The organism is Agromyces protaetiae (assembly GCF_030866785.1).
Classification (GTDB): Bacteria; Actinomycetota; Actinomycetes; order Actinomycetales; family Microbacteriaceae; genus Agromyces; species Agromyces silvae.
On record NZ_CP133018.1, the window covers coordinates 3297297 to 3323673 of the forward strand.

Sequence of the window (26377 nt, forward strand, 5' to 3'; positions counted from 1 at the left end):
TGCGACCCACCGGTCGCCGATCGGACCCGCACCACAACGTCAGGAGCACACCATGAGCCTCATCGAAACCTTCCAGGACCTCGTCGCGCAGGTGCCCGAACTCGTGCAGCCCCTCATCGTCGCCGGTGCCGGCGCCATCCCCTTCATCGAGGGCGAAGGGGCCGTCTCGATCGGCATCCTCGGCGGGATCCACCCCGTGGTCGCCGCGATCGCGGCCATGATCGGTAACTTCGCGTGCGTCGCCGTGCTGGTGCTGATCAGCGCGGGCGCACGCCAGGCCGTCGTCACGCGACACCACGAGCGCGTGCAGGCGCGCGTGTCTGCGGCCGCCGCCGGACAGAGCCCGACCTCGGACGCCGGCGACATGGACCTCACCGACATCCCCGAGTCGCCCAGGAAGCAGAAGTTCCAGAAGGCACTCGTGAAGTACGGCGTGCCCGGCGTGAGCCTGCTCGGACCGCTGCTGCTGCCCACGCAGTTCACCGCGACCATGCTCGCCGCGGCCGGGGTCGGCAAGGCCCGCATCCTGATCTGGCAGGGCGTCGCGATCTTCCTCTGGACGACCGCGTTCGCGATCCTCATCAGCGGCGTGCTCTACGCGGTGCGCTGAGCGACGCTGTAGGACCAAACACTGTAGGACCAAACACTGTACGACCAGACACTGCACGACCAGACACTGCACGACCAGACACGACGACGCCCGGCCGGGATCGGCCGGGCGTTGTCGCGTCTGCTGACGTCAGCGGGCGGTGCGGCGGCGGACGGCGAGCGCGAGGCCGGCGAGACCGGCCAGCACGAGCGCGAGGGCTGCCACGAGCCAGACGGATGCCTCGACGCCGGTGTGTGCGATCGTGCCGCCGTCCTGCGCCGCGGGCGCCGCGGGTGCCGCGGGTGCGGGCGACGGTGTGGGCGTGCGCGGCGGATCGGCCACCGGGCCGGTCGTGGAGACCTCGACGATGCGGCCGTCTTCGCCCACCGAGAACCAGACCGACGTCGACACGTCGACGCCGTCGGCACCGGTCGCGGAGAAGCGCAGCTCGTGCGCGCCGAACGGCACGGTCGCGAGTGTCGCCGAAGCGGCGACGGCTCCCTCGGCGGATGCCTCGCCCGCCGCGATCTCGGTCGGCTCCGAGTACAGCACGACCGACCAGCCTGAGGACGGCGCGAGGCCCGAGGCATCCGCCCCGATCTCGATGCCGGATGCCTCGTCACCGGGCTCGCCCGGGAAGGTGAGCGTCAGCTCGGGCTGCGCGACGACCAAGTCGAACGCGCGCGGTGCGACGTCACCCGTCGCGTTACGCGCGGTGAGCTCGAACGCGAACTCGCCGGCCTCGGTCGGGGTGCCGGCCAGCGCCCAGCCGGTGTCGGTCTGTGCCAGGTCGATGCCGGCGGGCAGGGCGCCGCCCGTGAGCTCGAAGCTCACCGCGTTCGCCGCCTCGAGCGGCAGCTCGGCGGCGACGTTGCGGTTCACCGTCGGGAAGGACTCGGTGACCCACGCCACGAACGCGGCCGAGACCTCGCCCGTGAACCGCTGCTCGACCTGCACGTCGCCGTTCGTCGCCGAGATCGTCACGTCGTACGCACCGAACGCCGAAGGCGTGCCGACGACGACCCCGTCGTCGAGGATGAGCCCGGCCGGCAGCTCGCCGTCGGTCACCGTGAAGCCCGTGGCATCCGTCGCGTCCAGCCGGATCGAGAACGGCAGGCCCTCGCGGAGCCCGCCGAACTCGGTGGTCTGCCACTCCGGCTCGTCGCGCACCTCGACCGTGAGCTCCTGCGTGTGCTCGGCGACGCCGTTCCACATGGTCACGGTGACCGTGGTCGTGCCCGCGTCGAGGGCGACGAACTCGATGCCCCCGCCCGCCGCGAGGTTCGCCTCGAGGATGTCGTCGTCCGCGGCCGCCACGCCGCGGACCTCGCCGTGCTCGACCGTCTCCGGGATCAGCAGTCCATTGCCCGCGGTCATGAGGAAGGAGCTCTCGCCCGTCCAGACCGGCACGTCGCGCACGTCGATCGTGAACGTGCGGGTGCTGCCCTCGCCGTCGGCGTTCGCCGCGCGGATGCTCGACTCGAAGCGACCGGCCTCGGTCACCGTGCCGTGCACGCGGCCGTCCTCGTCGAGGGTGAGCCCAGTCGGCAGCGCGCCCGACTCCAGCGTGAAGCGTACCGCGTAGTCCGCGTCGAACGCGTCGTCGATGACCAGGCCGACCTCGAGCAGACCGAAGAACTCGGTGACCCACTCGACCGAACCGTCGGCGACCGTGCCCGTGAAGCGCTGCTCGACCCAGATGAGGCCGTTCGTCGCGCCGATCGTGACGTCATAGGGACCGTGCGCGGTCGGGGTGCCGGCGATGACGCGGTCGTCGAAGGTGAGGCCGGCCGGCAGCTCGCCCTCGGTGATCCTGAAGCCCGTCGTGGCTGACGCGCTGAGCTCGAGCTCGTAGGCCTCGCCGACGCGTGGCTCGCCGAGCGAAGTGGTGCGCCAGGCGGGCTCAAAACGCGCGTCGAACGAGAAGGTCCGATACGGCCCGAAGCCATCGGCGTTCTGCGCCTGCACCATGATGGAACCCGATGCGCCGATGAGCGTGCCGTGGAGACGACCGTCCGGATCGAGCGTGAGGCCGAACGGGAGCACCCCTGCCGCGATGAATCGCTCAGCGTTGGTGGCCTCGAATTGCAGATCCACCGGATGACCGACGGTGAACGGGCCGATCTGCCGCGTGACCCACTCCACCGCACCCGCAGCGACCCGGCCCGTGAACCGCTGGGCCGTCTCGGCGCCGGCGTGGCTCGCCGTGATCTCGACGTCGTAGGGGCCGTACTCGGTCGGCGTGCCGGTGACGGTGTCGCCCTCGAGGGTGACGCCGGCCGGCAGCGCGCCCGCGGTCACGCGGTAGCCCGTGGCATCCGATGCCTGCAGGGTCGTGCTGGACGCCGTGCCGACCTGTAGCGCCTCGAGCGAGGTGGTCTGCCAGACCGGCGCGGCCGGGTGCACGACGAAGTTGAAGTCGCGGTAGGTGCCGGCGCCGCCGTTGGCGACAATGATCCGCGTCAGGAACGTGCCGGTCTCGGTCGGTGTACCAGCGATCCGGCCGTCGCGATGGAGTGCCAGGCCGGTCGGCAGCGAGGCCTGGGCGATGAATCCGTTCTGGTAACGCGCCTCGAGCTGGAACTCGTACGGCACGCCGATCGTCGCCGCGGGCACCCGTTCGGTGATCCACCGCGGGATGGGCGGAAAGACCGTGCCGCTGAACGTGTGGTTGGTGGCGCCGCCGTCGCCGTTCGCGCCCATCGTGAACTCGTACCGGTACGAGCCGTTGTCACTCCGGATCTCAGGCGTGCCCGAAATCACGTTGCCGCTCAGCGTCAATCCCGGTGGCAGCTCGCCCCCCGCCACGTAATAGGCCATGGCGTCAGAGGCACGCAGGCCGAGGCTGAACGGCTGACCCGACCGCACCTCGCCGAGGCTCGTGGTCTGCCACACGGGCGCCGGGGTCGGCGGGGCGATGTGGAGCGTGAACACGCGGTCGGCGCTGCCGGCCAGGTTGGTGGCGCGCACCGTGAACGTGAACGAGCCGCTGACCGACAGCGTTCCACTGAGCTTGCCTGCTGAGGACAGCGAGATTCCTGCCGGGGTCGCGCCCGCGACGACTGAGAACGTGTCGGCGAACGGGGAGACCCCGAGGTCCACGTCGTACGAAAGCCCGGAGGTGGCAGCCGGCACGGACGCGGTCTGCCAGACCGGCGTGTCGTGCACGCGCACGTCGACGGTGTACGTGCGCCAAACGGGCATCGGGGGGCTCGACTCGGCGAGGAACACGAGCGTGAACAGGCCCGCCTCGGTCGGCGTGCCGACGAGCGCGAAATCCGGAGATGGGCTCTCGACCTGGAGGCCCGCCGGGAGCCGAGTGGAGGGGTCGATGCCGTATGCCCGCACGTCGGCGCGATCGACGACGACGACGCGGCCCCCATCCTGACCGATCACGTAGTCGATCGAGCTGAGCGCCTCAGGCTCGGCGTGCGCCGGTGCGATCGGGGTGAGCACGAGAGCGGTCACCGCGAGCAGCAGCGCGACGAGCGCGGCGATCGGGCGGTTCAGACGGCGGAGGGGTGCGGGCGCGGAGGGGTGCATGCGGGCAGGGCGTCCTTGCGTCGGGGCCGCGTGTAGGGGGTGCGGCTCAGGGTAAGGATATGGGAGAAATGCGTCCGGTTGGTAAGGGTGGGGTGGTGGCAGCCCGGGCGGATGTCTCGGGCGGAAGTGCGCGATCGATCACCTGGTCCGCGAGGGCGATCAGAGGTTTGCACGTTTCCAAGAAGCGCCCGGCCCCGTCCGGGCGACGAATCGAGCCCGAATTCGCGTGAGACCTCCACATACGGTGTCCACATCGCGCGGCGTACGTTCTCCCGTACTTCGGCAGGAGTACGTTCGAACGTACAGCCCGACCCTGGCTCGACCGAGAACCGTATGCCCCCAAGGAGCCCCATGCCCCACCCGCTGCACGTCGTCGCTGCGGTGATCGAGCATGAGGGTCGCATCCTCGCGTGCCGGCGGCGAGCCGGCAAGGCGGACGCCGGCAAGTGGGAGTTCCCCGGCGGCAAAGTCGAGGAGGGCGAGACGGCGGCGGACGCGCTGGTCCGTGAGATCGCCGAGGAGCTCAGCGTCGGCATCGAGGTCCACGACGAGCTCAGCACCGACGACACGGACGTCGGCGGCCGAGTCATCCGTCTCACCTGCCTCCGCGCCACCCTCACGACGAACCGCCCCACCGCCAGCACCGACCACGACGCCATGCGGTGGGCGACACCGCCGGAACTGCTGACGCTCGACTGGGCCGCACCAGACCTCCCGGCCGTGCGCCTCCTCGCCGGCACGCCGGCGACGAACACCCCCGAGCCATCCCGCGGCTCCTGACCCGCGACGTCCAGAACACCTAGACTGCCCCCATGCCGGTCGACATGACGCATCCCGTCCTGACCACGCTCGAATCCGTGCTCGACACGGCCCGCCCGCTGACCTCGGGCGCGGTCGCCGACTACATCCCCGAGCTCGCGAAGGTCGACGCCGAGTCCCTCGGCATCTCGCTCGTCTCCAGTCGCGGCGATGTGCACGACGCGGGCGACAGCGACATCGCGTTCACGATCCAGTCGGTGTCGAAACCGTTCGTGCTCGCGCTCGCGCTCGACGAGCACGGCCTCGACGAGGTCACGAAGCACGTCGGCCTCGAACCGAGCGGCGAGCCGTTCAACGCGATCAGTCTCGACGCCGAGACAGGTCGACCGCTGAACCCGATGATCAACGCGGGTGCGATGGTCACGTCGTCGCTGATCGCCGGTGCGACCGCCGACGAGAAGTTCGCCGTCATCAAAGACGGGCTCGAACGCTTCGCCGGGCGCGACCTCATCGTCGACGAGGACGTGTTCGACTCCGAGACATCCACCGGCGATCGCAACCGCGCACTCGCCTACCTCGCGCTCTCGACCGGGTCGCTCGCGGCATCCGTCGACGTGGCGACGGCCGCGTACTTCCGGCAGTGCTCGGTCGCGGTCACCGCACGCGATCTCGCGATCATGGCCGCGACGCTCGCGACCGGAGGCGTGAACCCGACCACCCGCGAACGCGTGATCAGCGAAGACGCCGCCCGCTGGACCACCGCGGTGATGACCAGCTGCGGCATGTACGACGACTCGGGCACCTGGATGGTGAACGTCGGCCTGCCCGCGAAATCGGGCGTCGGCGGCGGCATCGTCGCGGTGCAACCCGGGCAGTTCGGCATCGGCACGTTCAGCCCCCGCCTCGACGAACGCGGCAACAGCGTGCGCGGCGTCGCCATGCTCGAAGCACTCTCGAAGCGGTACGGGCTGCACATGCTCTCGCATCGCGGCGAACCGCACTCACCCGTCGGCTCCCTCAGGAGCGAGGAGGGGCGCACGGTCGCCGAACTCCGCGGCGAGATCTACTTCGCCGCCGCGGAAGAGATCTTCACGCGCCTCACCCCGCTGATGAACGACGACGGATGCCTCGTGCTCGACTTCTCCAACGTGACACGCGTCGGGCTGGCCGTGAAAGAGCTGTTCCGCGCGGTGCCGCAGCTCGTCGGCGAGACGAGCTCGGGGCAGCCACGCGCCATCGTCGTCGACCCCGACGGAGTGCTCGACGAGGCGTAGTGCGCGCATTCGCCCGGCCCCATGTATTAGTGTGGCCAAAATGACGGCGGATGGTTCGCTGCGATCGAATTGTGATGCGGGTGGCTGGGGACCGCCGACTGACGGCAGGTTCGCGAAGCGACCCGCCCAGGGCATACACTCGGCGGCAGTGACACGGGGTGCTGCGCACGCGCGCGGCTGAGATCACACCCGTCGAACCTGATCTAGTTCGTACTAGCGAAGGGATGTCGCCCATGCGCGATCGTCTGTCCGTCAACCATGCCCAGCAGCAGCTCGAGCGGCTCAGAGAGACGTCACCGCTCACGCACTGCATCACCAACAGCGTCGTCACGAACTTCACCGCGAATGCGCTGCTCGCGATCGGCGCCGCACCCGCGATGGTCGACATCGTCGGCGAAGCCGGCCCGTTCGCCCGCGTCGCGGGCGGCCTGTTGGTGAACCTCGGCACGCCCACGCCCGAACAACGCGACGCCGCGCGCGAAGCGGTCGCCGGGGCATCCGAAGCGGGCACGCCCTGGGTGCTCGACCCGGTCGCGATCGGCGCACTGCCGATCCGCACCGCGCTCGCGCGCGAACTCGTCGCACACCGCCCCACCGTCGTGCGCGGCAACGCCTCCGAGATCCTCGCGCTCGCGGGCGAGGGAGCCGGCGGCCGCGGCGTCGACGCGGCGGACAGCACGGATGCCGCGACCGACGCCGCCGAACACCTCGCGCGCACCTACGGCTCGGTCGTCGCCGTCTCAGGGCCTGTCGACCTCATCACCGACGGCACCCGCACCGCCCGGATCTCGAACGGCGACGCCCTGCTCACCCGCATCACCGGCGGCGGCTGCGCGCTCGGCGCGATCATGGCGGCCTTCCTCGCGACCGCGCCCGCGCACGACACCCGCGCCGCCGGCACCGGCCACCCCGACGACGTCACCCCCGACGACACCGCGTTCGACGCGACCGTCGCCGCCACACTCGTGTACACCATCGCCGCGGAGCTCGCGGCCGCGCGCTCCAACGGACCCGGCACGTTCGCCACGCAGTTCCTCGACGCCCTCGCCGCCATGACCCCCGCCCGGCTCGGAGAACGCGCCCGCCTCACCGTCACGAGCCTCGCCACCGTCTGAGACGTTCCGCCTACGCAAGCACCCCCGGTCAATTCGCCGACGACCCCGCCTTCGGGGCCGACCGTGCACGGAACTCGAAGAAGCTCCGCTCGAGCACCGTGCCGGTCGGCCACCGCCCGGCGACCGCCAGCATCTCTTCGGCCAGATGCGCCGCGCAGGTCGGCGGCCAGCCGTTCACCGCCGCCCCCGCACGCATCGCCTCCACGATCTCGCGGCGCGACAGATCGGATTCGGTCACCAAGGCCGTCGACGACGGCGCCCCTGAAGTCACCCCGGCGAAGGCCCGGTAACACTCGCACGCCGTCGCGCCTGGTCGCAGCATCGACTCGGCGCACGGGCTCGGGATCCAGGCCAGCTCGCCGTTCACCCCGAAGCAGAAATCGTCGGCGCGCTCGCCCTGCGTGCGTGCCGTCACGGTCAGTAGTCGCATGTTCCATCTCCGTACTCGGCACGAGCAGGAGCAGGATAGGCAGCACCGCCGACATCCCGCGGCTCGCGGCCGCGGCCGCGGCGGAGCGTTTACGCAGGCGTTTCGACTCGTAACATCCCCGTGACATAGCTTTGTCGTACACTGGGCCAAATGCCCTGGCCGTGGCCCTGATGCCACGCAGCGAAACGAAGTGTTATTTCTGGTCTCACCACGCACCCCTTCCGGACGGCCCTCGCCCGTCCGCAACATCGTGCGCTGCGGCGCTGCCGCCTCCTCCTCCCCCTTCCCCCCTCGAAGCTCCACGCCGACGCCGTCGGCGTGGTACCCCCGGGCCACGGCCGTGGTCCTCAACGAAAAGGAAAATGACGACATGGCCACTGGCACCGTCAAATGGTTCAACTCTGAAAAGGGCTTCGGCTTCATTGCTCCCGACGACGGCTCCGCCGACGTCTTCGCGCACTTCAGCGCGATCTCCGGTGCGGGCTACCGCAACCTCGAAGAGGGCCAGAAGGTTGAGTTCGACACCGAGCAGGGCCAGAAGGGCCCGCAGGCTGCGAACATCCGCGCCCTCTAAAGAGCAGCACGAACAGCGGGCCCGCCACGATTCGTCGTGGCGGGCCCGCTCTCGTCTTTGCGGTCACCCGATCGACGCCGCGCGTTGCGCGAGGTACGCACGCACCTCCGGGACATCCGTCATCGCCGCCGCCCGCGCGTACGCATCCCGCGCCTCCGCGTCGCGACCCGCGCGCGACAGCAGGTCGGCGCGGGTCGCCCACCACGGCTGGAACGTCTCCCCCACGGATGCCTCGGGCAGTGCCGCGAGCCCGGCATCCGCGCCGTCCGTGCGCCCGACGACCGCGGCGAGCGCGACGCGCGCCCCCAGGCTCGGCGCCACCGCCACGAGCGCGGTCGAGAGGGCGCGGAGCGCAACCCAATCGGTCCGGCCGGTGCGCCTCCGGTCGATGTGCACCGCCTGGATCGCCGCCTCGAGCTGAAACCGACCGGGCGCGCCGCCGCCAGCCGAGGCCCGACGCAGGTACGCCTCGCCCTCGTCGATCAACGCCGCATCCCAGTCGGCCGGGTCCTGTTCGTCGAGCGGCACGAACTCGCCGCGCCGCGCACCCTGACGCCGCGCGAGCGAGAGCGTGACCAGCGCAGCCAGGCCCCACGCCTCGCGTTCGTCGCCGAGCAGGGTCGCGAGCACGACCGCGAGGTACTGCGCCTCGCCCGCCAGCGAGCCCGCGTCACCGCGCCAGGCGATCGCGGCGCACCCGTAGACCGCCTCGAGCAGCGCCGACGTTCGCTCGGCGAGCGCGGCACGATCGGGAAGCTCGAACGGGATGCGCGCGAGCTTGATCCTCCGCTTCGCGCGCACGAGCCGCTGCGCCATGGCCGCCTGCGGCACCGCGAACGCGGTCGCGATCTGCGCCGCCTCGAACCCGAGCACGGTCTGCAGCATGAGCGGCGCACGAGCGGCCGGGTCGATGGCCGGGTGCGCGCAGACGGCGAGCAGCTCGAACCGGCGGTCGGGGATGCGATCCGGGTCCAGCTCGGCGAACGGGTCGACGGCGAGCGGATGCCCCGGGCCGGCGCCGGTTCGGAACACACCGCCGCCCGAGACATCCGGAGCGTCGTGCCCGTCGTCGACCGGCACCGTCGCGCGGTGCGCGGCCGACTTCCACACGTCGCGCTGCCGGTTGCGGGCCACGGTCACCAACCACCCTTCGGGGTTCTGCGGCACGCCCTGGGCCGGCCAGGTCGTGAGGGCCGCCTCGAACGCGCCCGCGAGTGCGTCCTCGGCGAGCGCGAGGTCGCCCGTGGGCGCGGCGAGCACCGCGACGAGCCGGCCGTACGCCTCGCGCGCGACCCGCTCGACGGCGACTCGCGTGGCGTGCGCACTCGCGTCGTCAGCGCGAGCTGCGTCGGCTGGACGCGCCGGTTCGCCGTCGCGGACCGCGTCGCCGGAATGCGCGTCGCTCGCGCAGTGCTCGTCGCTCGCCCGGTGCGCGTCGCTCGCGCGGTGCTCGTCGCTCGCCCGGTGCTCGTCGCTCGCGCGGTGCTCGTCGCGCGCCCGGTGCTCGTCCCTGGCCCGGCGCTCGTCGCTCGCCCGGTGCGCGTCCCTCGCCCGGTGCTCGTCCCTGGACCGGTGCTCGTCGCTCGCGCAGTGTTCGTCGCTCGCGCGGGCGGCGTCGCCCACGCGCTTGTCGCGTGTCACCCGGCGTGCGGTGCGGGCGTCTCGAACGTGGTCCACACGCCGTCGACGGTATGCGTCGCGCTCGGCCGCACCTCGACCGCGCCCCACGACACCGACGGCGCCTGGCGCGCGTACTCGATCGCCGTGTCGAGGTCAGGTACGTCGATGACGAACATCCCGCCGAGTTGTTCCTTGGTGTCGGCGAACGGCCCGTCCTGCACCTGCAGGTCGCCGTCGGCGACGCGGACGGTGGTCGTGACGTCGGAGGGTTGCAGCACCTCGGCCGAGATCAGCACCCCCGCGGCGTGCAGCGTTGCGGCGTAACTGGCGAACTCGCGCTGCCCCTCGGCCATGCCCGCCTCGCCGAGCTCGTCGGGCGACATCTCCGGGTAGTGCAGCAACAGGGTGTATCGCATGATCGTTCCTCCCGTTCAGCGCCCAGCGTAGTGAGCGCCCGGGCCGGCCGTTCCGGCCCTTCACGGTGATGACGATCGAGACGGCCGCCGATCGACACCCTGCGCCGAATGTTCCGGGAGAGGACGGCATTCGTCGGTCCTGCGGCCCCGGAACCCACGAATAGCGTCCTCAACCGACTCGCGCCCCGCGCTACACTCGGCGGCAGTGACACGGGGTGCCGCGCGTCGCGCGCGGCTGAGATCACACCCGTCGAACCTGATCTAGTTCGTACTAGCGAAGGGATGTCGCCCATGCGCGATCGTCTGTCCACCGACCCCGTCCGCCGGCGAGCTGACCTCTCGCTCTACCTCGTCACCGATGCCGCGTTGTGCGGGCCGCGTGGCGTCGTCGCCGTGGTCGCCGAGGCCGTCGCCGGCGGCGTGACCGCCGTGCAGCTCCGCGACAAGACCGCGAGCGACGCCGAGCTGCTGCGGCAGCTCGAGGCGCTCGCCGACGTGATCGACGGCCGGGCGATGCTCGTCGTCAACGACCGGCTCGACGTCGCGGTCGCGGCGCGAGCGCGGGGCATCCGCGTTGACGGCGTGCACCTCGGGCAGGGCGACGCCGCGGTGGCGGCCGCGCGCGAGGCGCTCGGACCGAGCGCAGTCGTGGGCCTCACCGCGAACACGGTCGCGCATCTCGAGGCGGTCGAGCGGATGCCCCGGAGCACGGTCGATTATGTCGGCGTGGGCGTGATCCGGCCGACGGCCACGAAGGCCGACCACCCGCCGGCGCTCGGCATCGACGGGTTCGCCGCGCTGGCCGCGGTGAGCCCCGTGCCGTGCGTCGCGATCGGCGGGGTGCAGGTGCCGGATGTGCCGGCGCTACGCGCGGCCGGTGCGGCAGGCATCGCCGTGGTGTCGGCGATCTGCGCGGCGGCCGAGCCGCGGGAGGCGGCGGCTGAGTTCGTGCGGGCGGCGGGCGGCACAGGACTCGATGCGAGTGCTCCTTCGGCGCGCGCTGCGCGACCGGCGGAGGCGTCGTCGCGCCCCGCGCTACTCGGGGAGCCCGCGGAGCGCCCTGCGCTACTCGCGGAGCCCGCGGCGCGCCACGCGCGACCAGTGGCGTCCGGTGTCCCGCGGGTGCTGAGCATCGCGGGCAGCGACCCATCGGGCGGCGCGGGCATCCAGGCCGACCTGAAGTCGATCGCCGCGGTCGGCGGCTACGGCATGGCCGCGATCACCGCGCTCACCGCGCAGAACACACGCGGGGTGCGCGGCGTGCACGTGCCGCCGACCGCGTTCCTGCGCGACCAGCTCGATGCGCTCTCCGACGACGTCGACATCGATGCGGTGAAGGTCGGCATGCTCGCGAACGCCGAGGTCATCGACACGGCCGCCGCCTGGGTCGAGGCCACCCGGCCGCCCGTCGTCGTGCTCGACCCCGTCATGGTCGCCACGAGCGGCGACCGGCTCCTCGACGCCGAGGCCGAAGCGGCGATGGGCCGGCTGCTGCCGCTCGCCCACCTCGTCACACCCAACCTCGACGAGCTCGCGGTCCTCGCGAACACCTCGCGCGCGAACACCTGGGATGACGCGATCGCGCAGGCCGAGTCGGTGTCGGCGCTGTTCGGGCTGCGCGTGCTCGTCAAGGGCGGACACCTCGGCGGCTCGCGCGCCCCCGACGCACTGGTCGACGCGTCCACGGCGACGATCGTCGAGTTCGACGGCGAGCGCATCGCGACCACGGCGACGCACGGCACCGGATGCTCCCTCTCCTCCGCCGTCGCCACGCTCCGCGTCTCGCGCGGCGGTTGGGAGCCCGCGATCGAGGAGGCGCGGCGCTGGCTCCGCGAGTCGATCCGGCACGGCGAGGGGCTCGAAGTCGGGTCGGGACACGGCCCGGTCAGCCATTTCGCGGGTCTCTGGTCGCGCGGCGGCACGACGACGGCGCCGACGCCCGCCGAGCTCGAGGCCGAGTGGTGGTCCTCGATCGACGACGTGCGCGCGGGCATCGATCAGCTGCCGTTCATCCGCGGGCTCGCCGACGGCACGCTCCGGACCGCGCCGTTCCTCGACTATCTGGCGCAGGACGCGCTCTACCTCGGGGACTACGCGCGCGTACTCGCCGAGGCCTCCCGTCTCGCGCCGGACGCCGCGGCCCAGGCGTTCTGGGCGAACTCGGCGCACGGCGCCCTCGTCGGCGAACTCGAGCTGCACGCGAGCTGGCTCGGCGGCGAAGCATCCGTCTCGGGTCCGGCCGAACCGGATGCCACGACGACCGCGTACCTCGACCATCTGCTCGCGACCGCCGCACGCGGCGACTACCCGGTGCTCGTGGCCGCCCTGCTGCCGTGCTTCTGGCTGTACACCGATCTCGGCGAGCGTCTCGCGGCGGGCGAGTTCGGCGCCGCGGCGCTCGCGCCGGAGCATCCGTACGCCTCGTGGCTCGCGACCTACGCGGATCCCGCGTTCGCGGCGGCGACGCGCCAGGCGGTCGCGATCGTCACGGATGCCGCGTCGCGTGCGAGGCCCGAGGTGCGTGCACGGATGCATCGGGCGTTCCGCGTCTCTTCGGCGCACGAACTCGCATTCTTCGACCGCGCGTGACCCGCACGTGACCCGCACGTGACCCGCGACTGATCTGCCCCGGCGCGCGCAGCTTGAGCGCAACTTGAGCGCCGTTCGAGCACGGAACGGTCTCGCATGGCGGGTGTCCTCAAGCAACACCCACCATGTGCGACCGCTCGTGCGGCTGTGCGGTCGTGCGCTCGTGCGCGTTCTGCGCCGTGACAGCGATGCGGATGTTTCGCTACGTTTGGCGGGAACGAGCCCCAGCCGAGCCGGAGGAGTCCGCGATGCATGCCGAATCCCAGCCCGCCCACGCGTTCGCCGGCGCGTTCGCCGCGAACCCGGACTTCGACTACGAGGTGCGGGGCGCCATCGGTGCGACCGTGGGCGGGGGCGGCGACATCGGCGAGATCCTCGCCGCGGTGCGCGACGTGAAGCCGAAGGATCACGAAGGGTGGTTCGCGGCCTGGCGCGGGCTCGGCGAGCGGGTGCTGGCGCAGGCGGATGCCTCGGCGGCACGCGGGCACAACGTCTCCGCCGCCGCGGCGTACCTCCGCGCCGCGTGCTATCTGGGCCGCGCCGTGAACGCGGTCGCCTCGCTGCCGAGTGACGACGCCCTGCTGCCGACGTTCCGGGCGCACCTCGGCGCGTGGGAACGATACGTCGACACCGTCGCGACCACGGTCGAGCGCCTCGCCATCCCGTACGAGGGCGGCTCGCTGCCCGGGTATCTCTTCAGCCCGGCCGCCGACGGCGCCGCCCGGCCGACCCTCGTGCTGAACCTCGGCAGCGACGAGTCGATCGCCGACGCCTGGGTCGGGGCCGGGCCGGCCGCGCTTGCGCGCGGCTACCGAGTGCTGGTCTTCGTAGGACCCGGTCAGCAGGAGCTGCTCTTCGAACGCGACGTGCCGTTCCGGCACGACTGGGAGGCGGTGCTCACGCCCGTGGTCGACGCACTCGTCGCGCGGCCAGACGTCGATGCGAAGCGACTGGCGGTGTGGGGTGTCAGCCAGGCCGGCTACTGGGTGCCGCGGGCGCTGGCGTACGAGCACCGGTTCGCGGCGGCCATCGTCGACCCCGGCGTGGTCGACGTCTCCACGTCATGGCTCGGACACATGCCGAAGGGCATGGTCAAGCTCGCCGAAGACGGCGAGCACGAGAAGTTCGACCACGAGATGGCGATCGGCATGCGGTTCTCGGCCGAGACCGCCCGCACCTGGCGCTTCCGCGCTCGGCCGTACGGGGCCGACGGATACGCCGCCACCGTCTCGAAGGTCCTGACGTATCGGCTGACCGAGACCGAGGGCGCCGCGATCTCGACCCCGATGCTCATCACCGCGCCCGAGCACGAGCAGTTCTGGCCCGGGCAGTCCGCACAGCTCGCGGCCCTCGCACCGACGGTGTCGACGCTGGTCGAGTTCACCGCGGCAGAGGGCGGAGACCTGCACTGCGAGCCGCTCGCGCACAGCCTGCTCGCGGCGCGCGCGTTCGACTGGCTGGACGAGCGACTCGCGGGCTGACGCCCACGACCAAACCCGTCACCCCCGGCGTCAGATCACGCCGATGAACGAGTCGCGCCGGAGCTGCGCGTGCGTCGCGTGGAACTTGCCGTCGGCCGTCCACCACGCCTCGCGGCCTTCGGCGTTCGGCTCGTTCTCGACCACCACCGGCCAGTGCTCCTTGATGTTCTTCACGTAGTACCGCAGCTCGCCGCCGACGGTGCGCTTCTCCAGCTTGTCCGAGCGCTCGAGGCGCTCCTGCGTCAGGTCCTCATCCACGAGCTCATGCTATGAGGCGCGAAGGCGGAATACCGGTCATCGGATCCCGGGTGTCGATCACGCGTCATGCGGACTCCGCAGCGATACGATGGTCGTCGAAGTTCTTAATGTCTGAACATGCATGGATCACCGCCCGCACCCGCTGCCGAACGAGCAGCGCTTCGAGGAGTCGCCGATGACCGAGCCCGAACACCAGCTGCCGGCTGAGATCTTCATGGACCTCGATCGGTCCGGGCCGGTCCCCCTGTACTTCCAGGTGTCGAGCCGGCTGGAGCAGGCCATCCGCGACGGCGCGGTCCCTCCCGGTGCCAGGATCGAGAACGAGGTGAGCCTCGGCAACCGGCTCGGGCTCTCCCGTCCGACGATCCGCCGCGCGATCCAGGAGCTCGTCGACAAGGGCTTGCTCGTCCGCCGTCGCGGCATCGGCACCCAGGTCGTCAACGGCCGGGTCTCGCGGAATGTCGCGCTGACCAGCCTGCACGAAGACCTCGAGCGGACCGGCCAGCACCCGAGCACCCAGTTGCTCACCGCCGAGGTCAGAGCGGCCGATGCCGAGGTCGCCGGCGAGCTCGGCATCGAGCTCGGTGCGCCGACCCTCCACCTGCTCCGCGTGCGTTCCGCCGACGGCGTCCCGCTCGCGGTCATGGACAACGTGCTGACGACCGACTTCGTCGATCTCGACACGGAGGCCCTCGACCGCCACGGCTTGTACCAGCTGCTGCGAGCGCGCGGCACCACCATGCGGGTCGCCAAGCAGCGCATCGGCGCGCGCGCCGCGACACCGGCCGAATGCCGGCTGCTCGACCTGTCCACGGCCGCCGCGGTGCTCACCATGGATCGAACCGCCTACGACAGCGCCGGCCGCGTCATCGAGTATGCGCGGCACTGCTACCGCCCCGATCTCTACTCCTTCGAGATCACCCTGATCGACCGCTGACCCGGTCGCGCCGCGGGCCGGCGCAGCGCGGGCCGGCGCAGCGCGCGCCGGCGCGAGCCGGTCACGACGCCGTGAGCCGCGAGCGCAGCGTGAGGATCTCGCCACCGCGCACCACCAAGCCCGAGGCATCCGTCACCTCGTCGCCACCATCGCCCAACAGGCCGGTCCGCGACCAGCCGGCCGACGAGCGCAGCGTCAACGGCGCGAGCCGGTCACGGCGCCGCGAGCCGCGAGCGCAGCGTGAGGATCTCGCCACCGCGCACCACCAAGCCCGAGGCATCCGCCACCTCGTCGGCGCCATCGCCCGCCAGGTCGGTCCGCGACCAGCCGGCCGACGAGCGCAGCGTGAGCGGCGCGTCCTCGGCGAGGTAGTTGACGAACCTGAGCTCGGCGTCGCCGTCGACGCGGCGCGCCGATTCGAGCACGACCGCGCCGCTCGCCTGCACGTCGACGACGGGCGCGGGCAGCGGACCGTCGGCCGCGCCGGTGCCGCGCACGACGAGCGGCTCGTGCCGGAAGGCCTCGGCCGCCGACACGAGCGCCTCGTCGGCGACCACACCGGCGTCACCGACGACGAGGCCGAACTCGGTCCGCACACGCTCGCCGAGGTACTGCGCGCCGGGAACCGGGAACTCGGAGCCGGCCGGCTCGTCGCGGAGCGGATGCACGTTGACGCTCATCATGCCGACCGCGCGCAGCAGGGTCAGCGCGAGCGCGTCCTCGGATGCGCCATCGCCCGCGCCGTCGCTCACCAGCTCGTACTCGGTGAGCTTGTCCACGAGCACGCCGGCCGCGCCCGCGGCGGCGAACCGGTAGGCGGGATAGGTCGCCAGCGGGAACTCGCCCCAGCCACCCTCGCCCTCGCGCCCGCGCTCGGTGATGCCGTACTGGCCCGCGCTCCGCGAACCGGGGAGATCACGTGCCCCGACGGGCACGAGGATCCGCAGCCGGTGGTCGGAGACGGGGTTGACGAGGTCGACGCCCACCCGCAGGAAGGACTCCCCCTCGCGCAGCTCCACGATCGTGTCGACGACCAGCTCGGCCGTCGCGCCCGATCGGCGGCGGTCGGCGTCGAGTCCGACCGGCACCGCGTAGGCGCGACGGATCAGGATGCGCCCGCGCAGCGGGCCGCGCTCGAGGAGCGTGATCTCCACGTGCGACGGCGTGTCGACGGCCGACGGCGTGTCGACGGCCGACGTCGGATCGACGGGCCCGTAGTTGTACGAATCGCCGCGATCGCCCTCGTCGACGAGTCGCAGGGCGCCGTCGAGCACGCCCCCGGTCGCCGATTCGAGGCGCACGGTGCCGTCGGGGTTCACGGTGACGGTCAGGGCGCCGTTCGTGAGCGAGCGTTCGGTCGCGCGCACCGGGGCCGACGGGGCGGGCGCCGTCGACTCGCTCACCGCGGCGAGCCCGAGCCCGGGCAGGTCGACCGCGAGCAGTGCCCGGTGGCGCGGCTCGGCGATCGTCTCGACGTGCCACTGCCCGGCGCCGGCCGGGTCGGCCGCGACGCGCGCTTCGAGCTCGGCGGTGAATCGCGCGAGGTCCCAGACGCCGACCGGGCTCTCCGCCACATCGAAACGCAGCGACCCTTCGCCCCAGGCGTAGCCGTTGATCAGCTGCCCGAACAGCTCACGGCCGTGGATGCGGCGGAGCAGCTTCGGCAGTTCGTCGGTGCGCATGCGCTCATCGCCGAGCACGGTCGGCAGTGGCGTGAGCAGCTGCGCGCCCGCCGAGAGCTCGGGGGCGCCGTGCACCGTCACCTCGACCTGCGCGCGCCGCGCGTGCGCCGACGGGTTGAAGACCAGGTGCGTCGCGGGCGACGCCGACGCCGAGAGGTCGCTCAGCACGCTGCCGATGACGCCGCGCGCGATGTGCCCGGCGGTCGAGATGCGGGTGCCGACCTGCTCGGCGGTCTCGTCGACCCCGCAGCCCGTGACCGAGTCGTGCGCCGTGCTCTCGACGAGGCGGTACCAGGCGGTGTCGAAGAACGCACGGTGATCCCGCGTGCCGTAGACGAGGTCGAGGCGCTCGGCCGCCGTGAGCATGCGCTCGGTGCGCGCCATGCCGGCCTTGAGATTGGTGCGGATCGAGAACACACCCGGCAGCAGGTTGCCGCGCGCGTGCGAGCGCAGTTCGCCGGTCACGTTCGGCAGCGCGCCGAGGGCCTCTGCATCCGTCGCGAAGCCCGCGAGATAGCCGTCGACGGTCTCGATCGAGATCGCCGGGTCGCCGCCCGCCGCGTCGTAGGCGCGCACGACGTCGACGAGGTCGGCGGGCGGGGCGCTGTGATCGGTGCCGAGCATGGCCAGCACGGGGTCGTCGCCGAACCACGACGCGGTGCGCTCGGCGTACTCGGGCGCGAGGGTGCCGAGCTGCCCGCGCAGCGCGAACAGGTCGAGCCCGTTGCCGTACCCGTCGAAGAGGTACTCGCAGCGCACCGCATCGCCGTTCGGCGCCTGCCAGGCGAACGCGTGGTTCCGCACCCGGTCGGGCACCCCGCGCCAGAGCACGCTGTGCCCGATGCCGAAGCCGCGGAGGATCTGCGGCGTCTGCGCCGCGTGCCCGAACATGTCGGGCAGGTACCCGACGGGCATGGCCCGCCCGAGCCGCCGGCTCGACGCCAGGCCCAGCTCGAGGTTGCGCACGATCGTCTCGCCGTCGCAGGCGAACTCGTCGAGCAGGATCAGGAACGGCCCGACGCTGAGCCGCCCCGCCTCGACGAGCGCCACCACCCGGGCGCGCCGGTCGGGCCGCATCTCCAGGTAGTCCTCGATCGCGGCGGCCTGCCCGTCGAGCGTGAACCGGTACGAGGGCTCGGACTCGAGCAGGTCGAGCAGTCCGTCGAGCATGTGCACGAGCCGGAGCCGGAACACATCGTGGGGTTCGTACCATTCGCGGTCCCAATGGGTGTGCGGGACGACGACGAGTTCGCGACTCACAGGATGGCTCCGTTCTGCGGGTGGTGCATGGTGCGATGGTGGGCGGATGTCTCGGTGGGCGGATGTCTCAGTGAGCGGATGTCTCAGTGGGCGGATGTCTCGTCGGCGGCCGGGTCGCCGCTCACGCGGCGAGGGCGACGACCGAACGATCGGCGAGGACGAGCGTGTACGGACCGTCGGCCGGGTCGGCGTTGAACGCCGCACGGTCGCCGTGCACGGTCCGTCGGCCGCCGAGCCCGTCCACGAGGATGAGCCCGTCGGCGTCGATCGCGACGAGCTCGCCGTCGATCCTGAGCAGCACCGGGGCGGTGAAGAGCTCGGGCACGCTGAGTCCGTCGCGCACGCTCACGCCGCCCATGATCGCGGTGCGGCCCGCGGCGACGCCGGCGAGGATCGCCTCGGGCGAGGCATCCTCGGCCGCGACCCACGTCGTCGGCGTGCCCGGCCCGACGCCCTGTGCCGCGTTGTGGAAGTCCGCACCGCCGAGCAGCACGACGTCCGGCGCCCAGCGCCGGTGCCAGGCGAGCGGCGCGGTCGAGATGAGCTCGAGATACCAGGTCGAGTGCCAGAGCTCGATCGCGTGCGGCAGCCGCTCGAGCGGGTGCAGCCACGAGCAGTCGCCCGAGATGGGGTGGTTCACGCTCAGCACGCCGCCGCGCCGGTCGGTCTCGTCGACCCACTCCTGTGCCGGCCTGCGGAAGTCGATCCAGCCGATGTCGCCGAAGGCGTTGGCGTGCCCGCGGTGGGTCGTGACCTCCTGGCCCGGCAGCAGCGTGATCCCCTGCCGGGCGCCCTCGGCGGGCAGGTGGGCGTGATGGCTCACGGTGTTGTGGTCGGTCACGGCCATGAAGTCGAGCCCCGCGGCGACCCCGCGCGCGGCCAGGCCCGAGATGCTCTCGGCGCCGTCGGAGTGCCGGGTGTGCCCGTGGAAGTCGCCCGCGTACCAGGTGAGCCCCGGGGCGGCCGGGAGTGCGCGCCGACTGCCGCGCGGCACCCCGTGCCGCGGTGCCGCGACCGGCCCGTGGTCGATCGCGGACTCCGCGGGCAGCCGCACCTCGACGTCGAGCCTGACCCCTTCGGCGGGCACGCGGTGCACGCCGAGCACGACCGACCATTCGCCGGGCTCCGGCTCGCCGGGCAGGTAGCCCGGCGTGGCGTCATCCGTCGCGATCACGAAGTCGGTGCGCGCCCCGCCCGACCAGCCGCGCCAGCCCGCCGCGCCCTCGCATCCGAGGTCGATGACGGCCACGTCGCGGTCGTATGAGATGCGCACCTCGAGCGACGAGGTGCCGGCCGGCACCTCGAACGGCACGGTGACGTAGCGCCCCTCGTTCTGGACGTCCGTGGTCAGCTGCAGGGTCCGGCGGATCACACTCATCCGCTCAGCCGATGCGCTGGGTGGTCTCGCGGTCGAAGAGCAGCGCCTTCGCCTGCTGCGGCAGCACCCAGCCGTGGTCGCCGACGGCCGGCTCGTGCTCCTCGGGCACCGCGACCTGGAACTTGTGCTCGCCCGCGTGGACGAGGATGAGCACGCTCGCGCCCAGGTTCTCGACGACGGTGACCTCGGCGGGGATCGCGCCCTCGACCGGCTCCGCACTCCAGCGCAGGTACTCGGGGCGGATGCCCCAGGTGACCTCGCGCCCCTCGGGCACGAGGCCCTCGGTGCCGGGCGGCAACGGCAGCGTGGTGTCGCCGATGGTGATGCCGCCCGCCGTCGTGACCGTGTCGAGCAGGTTCATCGGCACCGAGCCGATGAACCCCGCGACGAACGTGTTGTTCGGGCGCTGGAAGATCTCGCGCGGCGTGCCGATCTGCTGCAGCTTGCCCTGCTTCATGACCGCGATGCGGTCGGCGAGCGCGAGCGCCTCGGCCTGGTCGTGCGTGACGAACACCGTCGTCACCCCGAGGTCGCGCTGCAGCTCCTTGAGGAACGTGCGCGCCTCGAGTCGCAGCCTCGCGTCGAGGTTCGACAGCGGCTCGTCGAGCAGCAGCACCTCGGGGCGGGTCGCGACGGCGCGCGCGAGCGCGACGCGCTGCTGCTGGCCGCCCGAGAGCTGGGCCGGCCGCCGCTCGATGAGGCCCTGCAGCGAGAGCCCGTCGGCGACGGTCGACGCGGTCGCGCGCCGCTCGGTGCGGCCGACCTTCTTGATGCGCAACGGGTAGGCGATGTTGTCGCCGACGTCCATGTGCGGGAACAGCGCGTAGTCCTGGAAGACCATGGCGACGCCGCGCTCGCCGGGCTCGGCGTTCGTGACGTCGCGGCCGCCGATGTCGAGCGTGCCCTCGGTGATGGACTCGAGGCCGGCGATCGAGCGCAGGAGCGTCGTCTTGCCGCAGCCCGACGGGCCGAGCAGCGCGAAGAACTCGCCGTCGGCGATCTCGACGTCGACCTCGTCGACGCCGCGCACCCCGCCGGGGTACTCCTTGACGAGCGCGGTGGCAGTGATACCGGACATCAGGACTTGATCCCTCCGTGGAATCGGAAACCGTAGCGACGGTTCACGAAGAAGTAGATGAGGAGCACGGGAACGGAGAACAGCAGGGCGAACGTGGAGATGAGGCGCAGGTCCGCCTGCCCGCTCTCGGTGTAGAAGGTGTACATGAGCACGGCGGCCGGCTGCATGTCGGGGCTGCGGAGCAGGAGGAAGGGCACGAGGAAGTTGCCCCAGACCTGCACGATCGTCCAGATGGCGATGAACGCCAGTCCCGGGCGCGCGATCGGCACGACGATGTCGCGCAGGATCCGGAACGGTCCCGCGCCGTACAGCCGAGCGGACTCCTCGTAGGACTTCGGGATCGAATCCATGAAGTCCTTCAGGATGAAGATCACCGTGGGCAGGATGCCGCCCGCGAGCACGAGCACGACGCCCACGTGGGTGTTGATGAGCTTGAGCTGCGAGATGAGCTGGAAGGTCGGCACCATCGCGGCGGTTCCGGTCACGATCGAGGAGAGCAGCAGCAGCCCGTAGAGGATGCCGTCGCGCCCCGGGATCTTGATGCGGGACATGGCGTACGAGGCCAGGGCCCCCAGCACGAGCACCAGCACCATCGTGCCGACGCCGAGGATCAGGGAGTTGCCGATCGACCGGATCGCGTACGGGTTCTCGAAGAGCCGCGCGAAGTTGTCCAGCGTCCAGTCGGGCCAGCCGAGCGAGAGCGTCGGCGTCGCGTCGAAGGGCGCGAGCACGAGCCAGAGCATCGGGACCGCGAAGAACACCGAGACCAGCGTGATCATCACGACGAACAGCACGCGAGACACGTACTGGCGCACGGTGCGATTGCGCACGATGTCGTTCACCTGCGTACTCATGTGCGGACCCTCCTTCCACGGGAGACGCGCACGTACCCGAGCGCGATGACGAGGTTGATGAGCAGCATGATGAGCGAGATCGCGGCGCCGAGACCCAGCTGACCGCCGGGGATCGCCGTCTGGTAGATGTACACCGACAGGATCTCGGTCTGCCCGTTCGGGCCGCCGGCCGTGAGCAGGTACGGCGTGAACGTGTTGAACGTCCAGAGGGTGATGAGCAGCGTGTTCGTCAGCACATGACCCTTGATGTTCGGCAGGATCACGTCGCGCAGCTGCTGCCACGTGCTCGCGCCCACCATACGGGCGCTCTCGAGCTGCGACGGCGGCACCGCGCTCAGCGCCGAGGAGAACAGCTGCATCGAGAACGCCGTGCCGACCCAGAGGTTGAACACGATGATGGCTTCCATCGGGTGCTCGATGAGCCACGCCGCGCCCTCGGTGCCGAACACCGCGTTGAGCGTGCCCGAACGCCGGTCGAGCAGGGCCAGCCAGAGGAAGGAGGCGACCGAGGCCGGGATCACCCAGGCGGCGAGCACGAGCGTCTCGACGGTCGTCTTGATCCAGCCGGTGAGGTTCCGGATCGACCAGGCGAGCCCGAAGCCCAGCACGGTCTGCCCGATGATGCCCGAGAAGAAGACGAAGATCAGCGTGAGCCAGAGCGAGTTCCAGAAGCTGGGGTCGCTGAGCGCCTGGGCGTAGTTGTCGAGCCCGACGAACTCGGGGGACGCGGCCGCGAGCCCGGTCAGCCGGTAGTTCGTCATCCCGAGATAGACGGTCCAGATCGCCGGGAAGAGCAGGAACAGGCCGATGAGCAAGAGGCCGGGCGTGACGAACAGTCCCGCCCGCAGCCGGCCGAGGCCGGCCACGTCTTCGGCGCGGCGCCGGCGGGGCGCGCGGGTCGCGCTCCCCGCCGGCATCCTCGTATCGATCATCGTCAGTCAGCCACCGCGTCGGCGCCCACGACGCCCTCGAGCCCCGACACGTACGCGGCGAGCGCGTCGTCGACCGAGCCGCCGGTCGCGACCTCGAGCGTGGCCTCCTGCAGCAGCAGCGACACCTGCGGGTACGCGGCGAGCGGCGGGCGGTACGACGTGATCGGCAGCACCTCTGCGCTCACGAACGAGAGCATGGGGTCACTCGAGAGGATCTCCGCGTTGACGTCCTCACGCGGCGTGATCGAGATGGTGCCTGCGTTGCGAGCCTCGAACGCCTCCGCCGAGTTCATGAACGCGAGCAGTTCCCACGCGAGCTCGGGGTGATCCGAGTTCGGGTTCAGCACGCGGCCCGTGCCACCTGACATGGACACGAAGTCGCGGCCCTCGACGCCCTCGCCGGGCTCGATCGCGGGGATCTTCGCGTAGCCCACGACCTCGTCGCGGTTCGCCATGGGCGCGGTGCCGACGCCCTCGGCCGGGTTCACGACCGCGCGCCAGAAGTAGTCGCCCTCGAGCAGGATGCCGATCTTGCCCTCGGCGAACAGCTGGAACGAGGTGTCGCGGCCGGATGCCTCCTGCTGCAGCACCGGGTCTCCGAGCGCCTCGTCGACGTAGATCGTGCGGTAGAGGTCGAGCGCCTCGGTGAGCCCGTCGCCCGCGCCGATCCACTTGCCGTCCTCCCAGACCTGCTCGCCGGTGCCGACGAGTAGGGGCAGCAGGCCCTGCATGGTGGTGGCCTCACCCATCGCCGTGCCGGCGTTCAGCTGGATCGGCGTCACGCCCTCGACGTCCTTCAGCGCCCGGGCGGCGTCGAGGATCTCGTCCCAGCTGGTGGGCTGCCAGTCCTCGGGGAGCCCGGCCTGCGCGAAGAGGTCGCGGTTGAAGTACAGGACGCGCCCGTCGGCGCCCTGCGGCACGCCGTAGCGCTCGTCCTCGAACGAGAGCGCACCCTGCACGGCGTCGGGGATCTGCTCCCAGCCCTCCCAGTCGTCCACGGCGTCGCCGGCGATGTCGGCGAGCGGGGCGATGTACCCGGCCTCGGCGAACTCGCCGACCCAGATGCCGTCCATGCCGAAGATGTCGGCGCCCTCGCCGGACTGCAGGTCGAGCGCGATCTTGGTCTTGTAGTCCTCGTCATCGACGCCCTGCGGCTCGAACTCGACCGTGACCTCGCGGCCCTCGTCGGCCATGGCCTCCTCGAAGCCGGGGATCACGTAGTCCGCGATCCATTCGGCCTCGGCGGCGTTCTTGCCGCCGGCGATCGCGTTCGACGTGATCGTGAGCGTGACCGGGCCGTCTTCGCCCGACTCGTCGGACGAGCCGGTGCAGCCCGTGAAGACGAGCGCACCGGTCGCGGCGATCGCCACGGCCGTCAGCGTTCGTCGTGATGCAGTGGTGATCATCATCGACCTTCCTCAAGGTGTGTGGCCGGCGTCGCCGGCCACGTGGTGGGGGTTCAGGTGTGGAGTTCAGTTCTGGATGTACATCGCCGCACCCGCCTCGCTCCGCGAATCGAGTGGGACGTCTTCGGAACGGGCGAGCGCCCGGAGCATCCGCTGCCCGGTGCGCACGTCGGCCTCGGCCTCGTCGACCGAGGCACCGGCGGGCCGCTCGCCGCGCACCAGCGCGGCGAGCGCCTGAAGCTCGTTCTCGAACGCCTCCTCCTGCATCCACCGCGACTCGGAGACCGTCGCGCCGAGCCCGGGCTCGGCCGAGGTCACGCGCAGCACGGTCGGCAGGTTGAGCACGTACGGCACGCCGAACTCGAGCTCGATCGTGCCGTGCTCGTGGTGGAACGTGATCGTCTCGCGATACTGCGGGTAGCCGTCGATGTAGTGCCAGTCGATGCTCCACGGCGTCTCATCGCGCGCGAGCCGGCCCCGGAGATGCAGCGAACCGGGCATGCGGGCGCCCCAGTGCTCGGCGATGCGCACCTCGCCGAGGCCTCCGGTGAGCTGCCTGAGCACGCCGATGTCGTGCACGATCGAGCCGAGGATGACGTTGGTGTAGAGCGTGCGGAGCCGGGCCGGCAGCTCGGCGCCGACGGCGCCGTCGACGACGGCCGCGGTCGTCGCGGTCGCGGCGGCGAGCGCGTCGCCCGAGACATCCGCAGGTGGGGCCGGCAGGTGGGCGAACGCGAGCTGCGCGCCGTCGAGCGGATGCATCACCTCGACGCGGACGGCCCGCAGCTCGACGCCGTCGAGCAGTTCGCGGGCGCGCGCGACCGCGGGGTCGTACTCCTTCATGTAGCCGACGCGCACCCAGTCCGCGAGATCGATGCCGCGCGAGCCGGCCGCGTCGCGCAGAGCGTCGAGCTCGGCCAGCGAGTACGACAGCGGCTTCTCGGCGAGCACGCGGATGCCGGCCTGGACGAGTCGGAGCGTGTCGGCGCCGTGCGAGCCGGCCGTGGCGAGGATCGCGGCGTCCACGGCGAGCCGCCCGGCTTCGACGGCCTCTGCGAGCTCCGCCGCTGAGCGGAAGCATGCTGACCCGGGCACGCCGTGGCGAGCGGCGACGCCCGCGGCACGTTCGGCCGAGAGGTCGACGAGCGCGGCGAGCTCGAACTGCTCGGCGTTGCGCGCGATGAGCGGCAGGTGCGCCGTGCGGCTGATCGCGCCGAGGCCGATCACGGCCACGCGGATGCGACTCATGCGAACCACCGGCGCAGACGTTCGCGGTTTGCAGCCTGCTCGGCGCGGGCGCGCTCGACGTCGGCGGCCGACGCGAGCACGACGTCCTGTTCGACGACGAGCCATCCGGCGTAGTCGCTGGCGACGATCGCGTCGACGAGCTCGTCGACCGCGAGGTCGCCGTCGCCGAGCGGCACGAAGACCCGGCGCTCCCACACGGAACGCATGGGGTCGTCGGTGCCGAGCGCCGATCGGAGGATGGAGGTGTCGGCGTCTTTCAGGTGGAGGTGGTTCACGCGATCGCGCCAGCGCGCGTAGTCGGGCAGCGGGTCGCCACCGCCGATGAGCAGATGGCCGGAGTCGAACGTCAGCCCGATGTCGCTGCCGGCGAGCAGCGCGTCGATCTCGTCGGGCGTCTCGACATAGGTGCAGGCGTGGTGATGGAACGTGGGCTCGAGTCCACGCCGCCTGACCTGGTCCGCGACGGCGTTCACGCGGTCGAGGTAGCGCTGCCAGCGATCGCCGCGCAGCATGAGCTCGGGGGCCCCGCCCGGCCGGGCCTTGCGTTCGGCCGACCCGGAGCAAGCGATGGTGGGCAGCGGGGCACGCTCGGGATCGGCCTCGGCCGCGGTGACGAAGACGTCGAGGATGCCGTCGAGCCCGGCGCGGGCGCCGTCGAACGCCTCGTCCTCCGCCGCGAACGGCAGGTCGACCCAGCCGCCGGCGAGCCCGAGCCGGTGCCTGGTCAGGCGGTCGACGAGGTCGTCGCCCGTGCCGAGCAACCCGACCGGGCCGAGGTCGATGCCCTCGTATCCGGCTTCGGCGATCCAGGCGGCGAGCTCTTCGCCCGAGGGCAGCGGCACGACGTCGGGACGCGAAAGCTCGAACACGCCATAGCTGACGGGGGCGTTCGCAATGCGGATCAACCGTCTTCCTTTCCACGCTGAAGCTGACGGGACTGACCGGGGACTATGT

General features: G+C 71.6%; 22 protein-coding genes and 2 riboswitches. Of the genes, 8 read left to right on the forward strand and 14 right to left on the reverse strand.

The annotated features are described in order from the left end of the window. Positions 1-52 precede the first annotated feature (52 nt). Positions 53-610, forward strand: coding sequence for a small multidrug efflux protein (locus QU602_RS15155; protein WP_308797287.1), 558 nt, complete (start codon positions 53-55; stop codon positions 608-610). Between the two features lie 129 nt (positions 611-739). On the opposite strand, the gene QU602_RS15160 is transcribed toward QU602_RS15155, so the two are convergent. After that, the gene (locus QU602_RS15160) at positions 740-4132 is read right to left on the reverse strand and encodes a putative Ig domain-containing protein (protein WP_308797288.1); all 3393 of its coding nucleotides are present in this window, start codon (positions 4130-4132) and stop codon (positions 740-742) included. Positions 4133-4483: 351 nt separating this feature from the next. Here QU602_RS15160 and QU602_RS15165 point away from each other — a divergent pair, with 351 nt between their 5' ends. The 3 genes from QU602_RS15165 (at position 4484) to thiM (ending at position 7280) form a co-directional block, all read left to right on the forward strand. Further along, on the forward strand, positions 4484-4912 hold the full coding sequence (locus QU602_RS15165; RefSeq protein WP_308797289.1) for a (deoxy)nucleoside triphosphate pyrophosphohydrolase: 429 nt from the start codon (positions 4484-4486) through the stop codon (positions 4910-4912). Positions 4913-4944: 32 nt separating this feature from the next. After that, positions 4945-6165, forward strand: coding sequence for a glutaminase A (gene glsA / locus QU602_RS15170; RefSeq protein WP_308797290.1), 1221 nt, complete (start codon positions 4945-4947; stop codon positions 6163-6165). A gap of 144 nt (positions 6166-6309) precedes the next feature. Further along, a riboswitch (TPP riboswitch) is annotated at positions 6310-6407 on the forward strand. Continuing rightward, positions 6390-7280, forward strand: coding sequence for a hydroxyethylthiazole kinase (thiM, locus tag QU602_RS15175; RefSeq protein ID WP_373692835.1), 891 nt, complete (start codon positions 6390-6392; stop codon positions 7278-7280). It overlaps the preceding riboswitch by 18 nt. 28 nt (positions 7281-7308) lie before the next feature. Here the strand turns inward: thiM and QU602_RS15180 are convergent, their stop codons facing one another. Further along, a complete protein-coding gene (locus QU602_RS15180; protein WP_308797292.1) occupies positions 7309-7710 on the reverse strand; it encodes a DUF7715 family protein in 402 nt (133 codons plus the stop codon). A 370-nt stretch (positions 7711-8080) separates the two neighbouring features. Here QU602_RS15180 and cspE point away from each other — a divergent pair, with 370 nt between their 5' ends. Further along, complete coding sequence (gene cspE, locus QU602_RS15185; protein WP_308797293.1) at positions 8081-8284, forward strand: transcription antiterminator/RNA stability regulator CspE; 204 nt, start codon at positions 8081-8083, stop codon at positions 8282-8284. Between the two features lie 63 nt (positions 8285-8347). Here cspE and QU602_RS15190 read toward each other — a convergent pair whose 3' ends face one another. Beyond that, positions 8348-9961, reverse strand: coding sequence for an RNA polymerase sigma factor (locus tag QU602_RS15190; RefSeq protein ID WP_308797294.1), 1614 nt, complete (start codon positions 9959-9961; stop codon positions 8348-8350). Next, positions 9922-10320 (reverse strand): YciI family protein, encoded by a 399-nt coding sequence (locus QU602_RS15195; protein ID WP_308797295.1) that lies wholly within the window; start codon positions 10318-10320, stop codon positions 9922-9924. The genes QU602_RS15190 and QU602_RS15195 overlap by 40 nt, the downstream gene beginning before the upstream one ends. 201 nt (positions 10321-10521) lie before the next feature. Then, positions 10522-10620, forward strand: a riboswitch (TPP riboswitch). Here QU602_RS15195 and QU602_RS15200 point away from each other — a divergent pair. Both QU602_RS15200 and QU602_RS15205 read left to right on the forward strand, forming a co-directional pair. Then, positions 10612-12909, forward strand: a complete 2298-nt coding sequence (locus tag QU602_RS15200) for a bifunctional hydroxymethylpyrimidine kinase/phosphomethylpyrimidine kinase (protein WP_308797296.1) — start codon at positions 10612-10614, stop codon at positions 12907-12909. Its footprint overlaps the riboswitch before it by 9 nt. Positions 12910-13157: 248 nt before the next feature. Next, positions 13158-14390 carry an alpha/beta hydrolase family protein gene (locus QU602_RS15205; protein ID WP_308797297.1) on the forward strand — a complete coding sequence of 411 codons (1233 nt, stop codon included), beginning with the start codon at positions 13158-13160 and terminating at the stop codon, positions 14388-14390. A 30-nt stretch (positions 14391-14420) separates the two neighbouring features. On the opposite strand, the gene QU602_RS15210 is transcribed toward QU602_RS15205, so the two are convergent. Next, positions 14421-14648 (reverse strand): hypothetical protein, encoded by a 228-nt coding sequence (locus tag QU602_RS15210; RefSeq protein ID WP_308797298.1) that lies wholly within the window; start codon positions 14646-14648, stop codon positions 14421-14423. A gap of 175 nt (positions 14649-14823) precedes the next feature. Here QU602_RS15210 and QU602_RS15215 point away from each other — a divergent pair, with 175 nt between their 5' ends. Further along, positions 14824-15585, forward strand: a complete 762-nt coding sequence (locus QU602_RS15215; RefSeq protein ID WP_308797299.1) for a GntR family transcriptional regulator — start codon at positions 14824-14826, stop codon at positions 15583-15585. 61 nt (positions 15586-15646) lie between these two features. On the opposite strand, the gene QU602_RS15220 is transcribed toward QU602_RS15215, so the two are convergent. From QU602_RS15220 to QU602_RS15260, 9 genes are all read right to left on the reverse strand, one after another. Next, positions 15647-15784: a hypothetical protein gene (locus QU602_RS15220; protein WP_308797300.1), complete on the reverse strand. Its 138-nt coding sequence runs from the start codon at positions 15782-15784 to the stop codon at positions 15647-15649. A gap of 13 nt (positions 15785-15797) precedes the next feature. Continuing rightward, a complete protein-coding gene (locus tag QU602_RS15225; protein WP_308797301.1) occupies positions 15798-18527 on the reverse strand; it encodes a glycoside hydrolase family 38 N-terminal domain-containing protein in 2730 nt (909 codons plus the stop codon). A gap of 121 nt (positions 18528-18648) precedes the next feature. After that, complete coding sequence (locus QU602_RS15230) at positions 18649-19905, reverse strand: CehA/McbA family metallohydrolase (protein WP_308797302.1); 1257 nt, start codon at positions 19903-19905, stop codon at positions 18649-18651. A 4-nt stretch (positions 19906-19909) separates the two neighbouring features. Further along, complete coding sequence (locus QU602_RS15235) at positions 19910-20983, reverse strand: ABC transporter ATP-binding protein (RefSeq protein ID WP_308797303.1); 1074 nt, start codon at positions 20981-20983, stop codon at positions 19910-19912. Beyond that, positions 20983-21837 carry a carbohydrate ABC transporter permease gene (locus QU602_RS15240; protein ID WP_308797304.1) on the reverse strand — a complete coding sequence of 285 codons (855 nt, stop codon included), beginning with the start codon at positions 21835-21837 and terminating at the stop codon, positions 20983-20985. The genes QU602_RS15235 and QU602_RS15240 overlap by 1 nt, the downstream gene beginning before the upstream one ends. Next, on the reverse strand, positions 21834-22754 hold the full coding sequence (locus tag QU602_RS15245; protein WP_308797305.1) for a carbohydrate ABC transporter permease: 921 nt from the start codon (positions 22752-22754) through the stop codon (positions 21834-21836). The genes QU602_RS15240 and QU602_RS15245 overlap by 4 nt, the downstream gene beginning before the upstream one ends. A 17-nt stretch (positions 22755-22771) precedes the next feature. Further along, complete coding sequence (locus QU602_RS15250) at positions 22772-24178, reverse strand: extracellular solute-binding protein (RefSeq protein WP_308797306.1); 1407 nt, start codon at positions 24176-24178, stop codon at positions 22772-22774. 63 nt (positions 24179-24241) lie between these two features. Further along, positions 24242-25423 (reverse strand): Gfo/Idh/MocA family protein, encoded by a 1182-nt coding sequence (locus QU602_RS15255; RefSeq protein WP_308797307.1) that lies wholly within the window; start codon positions 25421-25423, stop codon positions 24242-24244. Beyond that, positions 25420-26328: a TIM barrel protein gene (locus tag QU602_RS15260; protein ID WP_308797308.1), complete on the reverse strand. Its 909-nt coding sequence runs from the start codon at positions 26326-26328 to the stop codon at positions 25420-25422. Before QU602_RS15260 ends, QU602_RS15255 begins: the two co-directional genes overlap by 4 nt. Positions 26329-26377 lie beyond the last annotated feature (49 nt).

Bases quoted from the DNA above. Each gene is read 5' to 3' on its own strand.
- thiM (WP_373692835.1), top strand. From the start codon at position 6,390: ATGTCGCCCATGCGCGATCGTCTGTCCGTCAACCATGCCCAGCAGCAG.
- QU602_RS15180 (WP_308797292.1), bottom strand. From the start codon at position 7,710: ATGCGACTACTGACCGTGACGGCACGCACGCAGGGCGAGCGCGCCGAC.
- QU602_RS15240 (WP_308797304.1), bottom strand. From the start codon at position 21,837: ATGAGTACGCAGGTGAACGACATCGTGCGCAATCGCACCGTGCGCCAG.
- QU602_RS15215 (WP_308797299.1), top strand. From the start codon at position 14,824: ATGACCGAGCCCGAACACCAGCTGCCGGCTGAGATCTTCATGGACCTC.
- QU602_RS15155 (WP_308797287.1), top strand. From the start codon at position 53: ATGAGCCTCATCGAAACCTTCCAGGACCTCGTCGCGCAGGTGCCCGAA.
- QU602_RS15250 (WP_308797306.1), bottom strand. From the start codon at position 24,178: ATGATGATCACCACTGCATCACGACGAACGCTGACGGCCGTGGCGATC.
- glsA (WP_308797290.1), top strand. From the start codon at position 4,945: ATGCCGGTCGACATGACGCATCCCGTCCTGACCACGCTCGAATCCGTG.
- QU602_RS15230 (WP_308797302.1), bottom strand. From the start codon at position 19,905: ATGAGTGTGATCCGCCGGACCCTGCAGCTGACCACGGACGTCCAGAAC.
- QU602_RS15235 (WP_308797303.1), bottom strand. From the start codon at position 20,983: ATGTCCGGTATCACTGCCACCGCGCTCGTCAAGGAGTACCCCGGCGGG.
- QU602_RS15255 (WP_308797307.1), bottom strand. From the start codon at position 25,423: ATGAGTCGCATCCGCGTGGCCGTGATCGGCCTCGGCGCGATCAGCCGC.
- QU602_RS15160 (WP_308797288.1), bottom strand. From the start codon at position 4,132: ATGCACCCCTCCGCGCCCGCACCCCTCCGCCGTCTGAACCGCCCGATC.
- QU602_RS15165 (WP_308797289.1), top strand. From the start codon at position 4,484: ATGCCCCACCCGCTGCACGTCGTCGCTGCGGTGATCGAGCATGAGGGT.
- QU602_RS15205 (WP_308797297.1), top strand. From the start codon at position 13,158: ATGCATGCCGAATCCCAGCCCGCCCACGCGTTCGCCGGCGCGTTCGCC.
- QU602_RS15195 (WP_308797295.1), bottom strand. From the start codon at position 10,320: ATGCGATACACCCTGTTGCTGCACTACCCGGAGATGTCGCCCGACGAG.
- QU602_RS15245 (WP_308797305.1), bottom strand. From the start codon at position 22,754: ATGCCGGCGGGGAGCGCGACCCGCGCGCCCCGCCGGCGCCGCGCCGAA.
- QU602_RS15200 (WP_308797296.1), top strand. From the start codon at position 10,612: ATGCGCGATCGTCTGTCCACCGACCCCGTCCGCCGGCGAGCTGACCTC.
- cspE (WP_308797293.1), top strand. From the start codon at position 8,081: ATGGCCACTGGCACCGTCAAATGGTTCAACTCTGAAAAGGGCTTCGGC.